This window comes from Pantoea sp. CTOTU49201 (genome assembly GCF_032054795.1).
Lineage (GTDB): Bacteria > Pseudomonadota > Gammaproteobacteria > Enterobacterales > Enterobacteriaceae > Pantoea > Pantoea symbiotica.
This window is the reverse complement of the sequence record NZ_DAMBSA010000327.1, coordinates 1-5,310: the sequence shown is the minus strand read 5'-3', so window position 1 is coordinate 5,310 and position 5,310 is coordinate 1. Positions and strand designations below refer to the sequence as shown.

Annotated in this window: 6 protein-coding genes, 2 tRNA genes and 1 pseudogene; 4 read left to right on the top strand and 5 right to left on the bottom strand. The window is 53.6% G+C overall.

Annotated features, from left to right (window positions below):
- The 4 genes from yjjJ to RTY00_RS19020 form a co-directional block, all read right to left on the bottom strand.
- A partial coding sequence (gene yjjJ, locus RTY00_RS19035; RefSeq protein WP_312665516.1) for a type II toxin-antitoxin system HipA family toxin YjjJ occupies positions 1-948 on the bottom strand: 948 nt, incomplete at its 3' end.
- Between the two features lie 122 nt (positions 949-1,070).
- Positions 1,071-1,754: a pyrimidine 5'-nucleotidase gene (yjjG, locus tag RTY00_RS19030; protein WP_154193064.1), complete on the bottom strand. Its 684-nt coding sequence runs from the start codon at positions 1,752-1,754 to the stop codon at positions 1,071-1,073.
- Between the two features lie 8 nt (positions 1,755-1,762).
- Entirely contained in the window at positions 1,763-2,203 is a 441-nt protein-coding gene (rimI, locus tag RTY00_RS19025; protein ID WP_312665515.1) for a ribosomal protein S18-alanine N-acetyltransferase, read from the bottom strand.
- Complete coding sequence (locus tag RTY00_RS19020) at positions 2,175-2,585, bottom strand: DNA polymerase III subunit psi (protein WP_036647611.1); 411 nt, start codon at positions 2,583-2,585, stop codon at positions 2,175-2,177. Before RTY00_RS19020 ends, rimI begins: the two co-directional genes overlap by 29 nt.
- A gap of 232 nt (positions 2,586-2,817) precedes the next feature.
- On the opposite strand from RTY00_RS19020, the gene rsmC reads away from it, so the two are divergent.
- The 3 genes from rsmC to RTY00_RS19005 all read left to right on the top strand — a co-directional run bounded on the left by rsmC (position 2,818) and on the right by RTY00_RS19005 (position 4,184).
- Positions 2,818-3,849 (top strand): 16S rRNA (guanine(1207)-N(2))-methyltransferase RsmC, encoded by a 1,032-nt coding sequence (gene rsmC / locus RTY00_RS19015; protein ID WP_008101784.1) that lies wholly within the window; start codon positions 2,818-2,820, stop codon positions 3,847-3,849.
- Positions 3,850-3,981: 132 nt separating this feature from the next.
- Positions 3,982-4,068 (top strand) — tRNA-Leu (locus RTY00_RS19010).
- A gap of 29 nt (positions 4,069-4,097) precedes the next feature.
- A tRNA-Leu gene (locus tag RTY00_RS19005) sits at positions 4,098-4,184 on the top strand.
- Positions 4,185-4,275: 91 nt separating this feature from the next.
- On the opposite strand, the gene RTY00_RS19000 is transcribed toward RTY00_RS19005, so the two are convergent.
- A complete protein-coding gene (locus tag RTY00_RS19000; protein WP_008107719.1) occupies positions 4,276-4,560 on the bottom strand; it encodes a DUF1435 domain-containing protein in 285 nt (94 codons plus the stop codon).
- A 228-nt stretch (positions 4,561-4,788) separates the two neighbouring features.
- On the opposite strand from RTY00_RS19000, the pseudogene RTY00_RS18995 reads away from it, so the two are divergent.
- Positions 4,789-5,310 (top strand): annotated as a pseudogene (locus RTY00_RS18995) (GGDEF domain-containing protein); the annotation flags it as partial.

Here is a 5,310-nt window from a genome sequence, read left to right as displayed (position 1 = left end):
CTGACGCTGCAACTCACGTAGCGCATCCGGCCAATGTTGTTGATTACCGATAAACTCTGCGCTCACCGCTTCCAGCGAACTCATGCAGCGTCGACCACGTTGATCAATACGATCAAAACGCTGCACTTCGAGGAACAACTGTCCTTCGCTATCGATTAGCTGGCTATGTGCGGCAGGCAATCCCGCCGCCAGTAAATGCTGCAACGCCAGATGCTCCGCACGTAACAAATCACGCCAGCGCTCAGCATTATCACTTTGGCGCGCGGCGGTAAATTTCACCAGACAATGGCGATCGCCATTCGCCGTTGCGGCATAGCACAGGAATTTCGGTTGTTCGCCGCCAGCCGATGAGCCCGGTTCATCTCCGCTCAGCGCCTGCTCGGCCATCTGCGGATAGCGCGCGATTTTTTGCGCCTCGCTGATGGCTTGCGGTGCAGGCTGTTGCAGCCAACGCTGATAAGTCATGTCACCAACCATAAAAGCGCCCGGCATATCAATACCACCCTTCGCCAGCGCCATCAGACACTGCTCGTCACTCCAGAGACGAATATCGTCAGTCAGCCCAAGCTGTGGCGCATATTCCCGGCCCCATTGTCGGCCCAGAAACCCCTGCGGACGCATCTCCTGCAAGAACCACGGCAAGCCATCGTAAAAGCGGCCTTGATCGTGCGGGTCCAGATGCAGACAACTGCCCTGCGGCCAGGTTGGCAAGAGAATCCCAGCGGGCGATGCCTGACCTCCTGCAGAAATACGATACAGCGGGAAACGGCTTTCACCTCGGATTGGCCGCAGTAAGGCATAACGCGTCGCGCGCGCTTTGCCCCATTTCACAATCTGCGGCTGCTGACGCAGTTGGCGTGAAAGCGTGGCCTGGCTGATATGCAATCGAGCCAGCAGATCCGCAGCGCTAAGCGGCCCTTCCAGCAGCAAACTTTGTAGATCAGCCATTGCCCTCACCCTGCATGATGAATAGATTCGTGAATAGATTTATGCATAGATAATAACATAAAAAAAAGCCCGCACAGCGGGCTTCTTAGCATCATCACGATGGTAACGATGAATAGATACTTTTAACCTTTGGTAATAATCGCTTCCAGTTCGGCCAGCGTCTTAACCTGCCAGGTTGGCGTGATGTGATCCGGTAACGGACGCGTGCCATGATCGATCCAGCAAGTCTTCAGGCCGGCATTCATGCCGCCGAGAATGTCCGATTCCGGCGTATCGCCGACCATCAGCACGCGGCTGCGATCCGGATTGCCCAGCAAGGCCAGCGTGTGGTCAAAGATCGCCACGTCAGGTTTCGGTACGCCAACTTCTTCAGAAATCACTAGCGCATCAAACACATCGCGGAAACCCGTGCGCTCAAGGCGCGCCTGTTGTAGCGCGGTGAAACCGTTGGTGATGATGGCGATTTTCACCTTGCCTTTCAGCGTCTCCAGCAGATGCGCTGCGCCCTCCAGCGGCAGGCAGATATCGGCCATCGCGCTGAGGAAATCGCTGTTGAGGACTTCCGGCGCGACGCTGAGCTTTTCGCCCCACAAGGTGAAGCGGCGCGTTTGCAGCTGCAACGCGGAAATGGTGCCGTTCTGGTAATCGACCCACAGCGGCTTGTTGATCGCCTGATAATCGGTGTAATCCTGCGCGGAAAATTGCACGTCATAGCGGGCAAACATGCGCTGCAAACCGGCATAAGCATCGAAATGGAAAAGCGTGTCGTCTGCATCAAACAGGATGCAGTCCCAATCGTTTAGCATGGTGCTCCTTAAAGGGTTAGCGCCATAATGATGGCATCTTCTCGTCCGCTGGCAGTGGGATAATAGTTGGGGCGTACGCTCACCTGATGGAAATCCAGCTGCTCATACAACGCAATCGCTGGCGTATTTGAGGCGCGCACTTCCAGCCACAGCGTCATGACGTCGCGCTGTTCGAGTTCAGCAATCAGATGCTGCAACAGCTGGCGCGCCAGGCCGCGACGCTGGAAGTCGGGATCCACCGCAATGTTGAACAGCGACGCTTCATCCAGCACCACCTGGGTGATGGCGAATCCGGCCAGCTTATCTTCATCTTCAATGCGGAAATTAACAAAACGTTCGCCTTGATTGCTACTAAACGTCTGCTCGCTCCACGGAAAGGCATGCGCGCGGCGCTCAATCGCCAGCAGCTGCGGCTGGTCTTCAGGGGTGACTAAAGAGATGGCTGTCATGGTTACACATCTGTTGCCACAGGGCGCGTTTTGCGGCGCCGCTGCTGATCAGTTCATTGAAAACGGCGGTGTTAAAGGTAATGCCGTTAAAGGGATGTTCGCTTTCGACGCCCAGCAGCCAGCCAGCGCAGTCGACCTGCTCCGGCAGCATTTGCAGCTGATCTGGCGTTAACGCCATCACCTGCGCGGGTTGAAGGTTCAGCGCGCGCAGCACGTCGCGAATCAGCGGTTCTTGTAGCGTGGGTGCCTGTTCAGCCACCAAAACCAAACGTGTGTCGGGCAAAAGCGTGACGGCAATTTCCCCTTGCAGCACGCGCGGACGCCGCAGCTGGTACTGCGTAATCCCCATTTGCTGTAGAAGCCAGTCGCGCCTTGTGCTCATGCTATTACCCGTTATGCTGCCAGAATGCGACGCTATGCTAGCAAACCCATCGAACATGCGCCAACAAAGCACCATACACAAAATAATTCGAGATACAGGAAGGCGGCAAACGAGTGAGGCCCGATAAGCTTACTTCAGGTAAGTGATTCGGGTGAGCGAGAGCAGCCAACGCACCTGTAACTTGAAGTATGACGTGTATATAATCGTCGCTCTGATTTAACAGGAGCGTTCCATGTCTGCTTTTACCCCGGCCAGCGAAGTGATTCTGCGCCACAGTGATGAATTTACCGCCCGCCACGTATTGTTCGCTGGCGACTTGCAGGATGACCTGCCCGCCCAGCTAGAAACCGCGTCGAGCCGCGTGCATACCCAGCAATATCATCACTGGCAGAACCTTAGCCATCGCCTTGGTGAACGTGCGGTTTACAGCATGGTCGCAACCGCTGCCGATGTTGAAGGCTGCGATACGCTGGTTTATTACTGGTCGAAAAACAAACCCGAAGCGCAGTACCAGCTGCAAAACCTGCTCTCTCTGCTGCCGGTTGGCTGCGATATCTTCGTGGTGGGTGAAAACCGCAGCGGCGTGCGCAGCGCCGAAGGCATGCTGGAAGAGTGGGCGACGCTGGAGAAAGTCGATAGCGCGCGTCGTTGCGGCCTGTATCACGGTCGTCTCGATAAGCAGCCGACCTTTGATGCCAGCAGCTACGGCAATACCTATCAGCTCGAGGATCTCACCATCCATACCTTGCCGGGCGTATTCAGCCGCGATGGACTGGATATCGGCAGCGATCTGCTGCTCTCCACGCTGACGCCGCACTTCCGTGGCAAAGTGTTGGATATCGGTTGTGGCAGCGGCGTGTTGGCGACCGTGATGGCGAAAGTGTCGCCGCGCGTGCGTCTGTGGCTGTGTGATGTGCATGCTGCTGCGATTGAAGCGAGTAAAGCCACGCTGGCCGCCAACGAACTGGAAGGTGAAGTGTTTGCCAGTAACGTGTTCTCGGACGTTACCGGCCGTTTTGACATGATCATCTCCAACCCGCCGTTCCACGATGGCCTGCAAACCAGCCTTGAAGCGGCCAACACGCTGATTCGCGGTGCGCTTAAGCATCTGAACAGCGGCGGCGAACTGCGTATCGTGGCTAACGCCTTCCTGCCGTATCCGCAAATTCTCGATGAAACCTTCGGCAACCACGAAGTGCTGGCGCAAACCGGACGTTTCAAAGTCTATCGCGCCGTATACGGTCGCGGTGCCAAAACGCGTTAATTCAAGCGCGGCGGCAGAAACGTTGCTTTTTACAGCGATCGTTTTGCCGTCGCGAAATATGTGTTGACGCAATGAGTAAAATCTCTAAAATGCGCCTCCGTGGTTAGCAATACTTTAGGGTGTTGTTAGTTTGCGATGGTGGCGGAATTGGTAGACGCGCTAGCTTCAGGTGTTAGTGTTCTTACGGACGTGAGGGTTCAAGTCCCTCCCTTCGCACCAATGCGACGATATAAACAGACAACTAAGATGCGATGGTGGCGGAATTGGTAGACGCGCTAGCTTCAGGTGTTAGTGTTCTTACGGACGTGAGGGTTCAAGTCCCTCCCTTCGCACCAACAGTTGTCACTCCTTTCGAGCAGTAAATTCCCAAAAAGATTTCAACGAACTTCACGCTCTCAGCGTGATGTTGTCGTTTCTGCGATTTGATCAGATGACGTGGAAATTGACCGACACCGCCGCTAATCCGCCTGCCAATGCCAGACAAGACGGCAGCAATAAATAGTGACGCAGGCGATGGTGAAACAGCATCACCACGGTCAGCAGCAGCGCCACAATCATTACCACCCGCCATTGACTGAAACTCGGTTCCCATAACGCGAAAACCGGCATCGCTGCGCAGGGTAATAACACGCCCCAGCCGCTATCCAGACGTTTACCCATTATCCAGCTCACGCCCCACAGTCCGCAGGCGGCCATTATCGCCATGATCATTGCGCAACCCTCAGATGATAAATATTCGCATTATCATATGATAATATTTCTCATCCTGCAGCGAATTTTTTGTCGCAAGCCATGCCGGATGACAGAATTACTGGAAAATGCTAAATTGCCGCCGATAACAATATCGCTAACACAACAATAACGTGCTCTCTATCCGGGTAGGTAAACTATTACTTACGGGTAGCGCTTTGATATATCAGGGCTGTCACGAGAATAATAATGAAATTACAATCTTATGATGAGTTGAAACAGAGTAAATATCGGCTGTCGCTGATGCTATTTCTGTTTCTTAATGTCGCCGTTTCGCTTTTTTGCCTGCTGCCGATTTTAGGCAGTGACAGCCCAATTCGCTCGCTGCCGGTGGCCGTTGTGGCGGGCTTCAGCTCCACGCTGCTGGTTATTTGTTTAATGGCGTCAAAACAAAAATTACCGCTATTAAATCCTGTGGCTTTTATATTGGGTGCGCTATGGGCGTGGCATATTAACCACAGATATCATCTGGTTTACTATTTTGATGGCAGCTTTTTAATTATCAGCCTGTTAAGCGTTTTCTTTATCAGTGCAATTGCGCTGAGTGATTATTTGATCGCATTTTGTTTACACATCACGCCGCCGGTATTAACCGTGCTGTTATTGGATGATGGTCAGCATTTAATGATGATCTTATTCACTATTACGCTGCCGTTAATCGGCTTTTCACTGCACCATTTAATGCGTCGTCGCTTTGATACCTTTACCCGT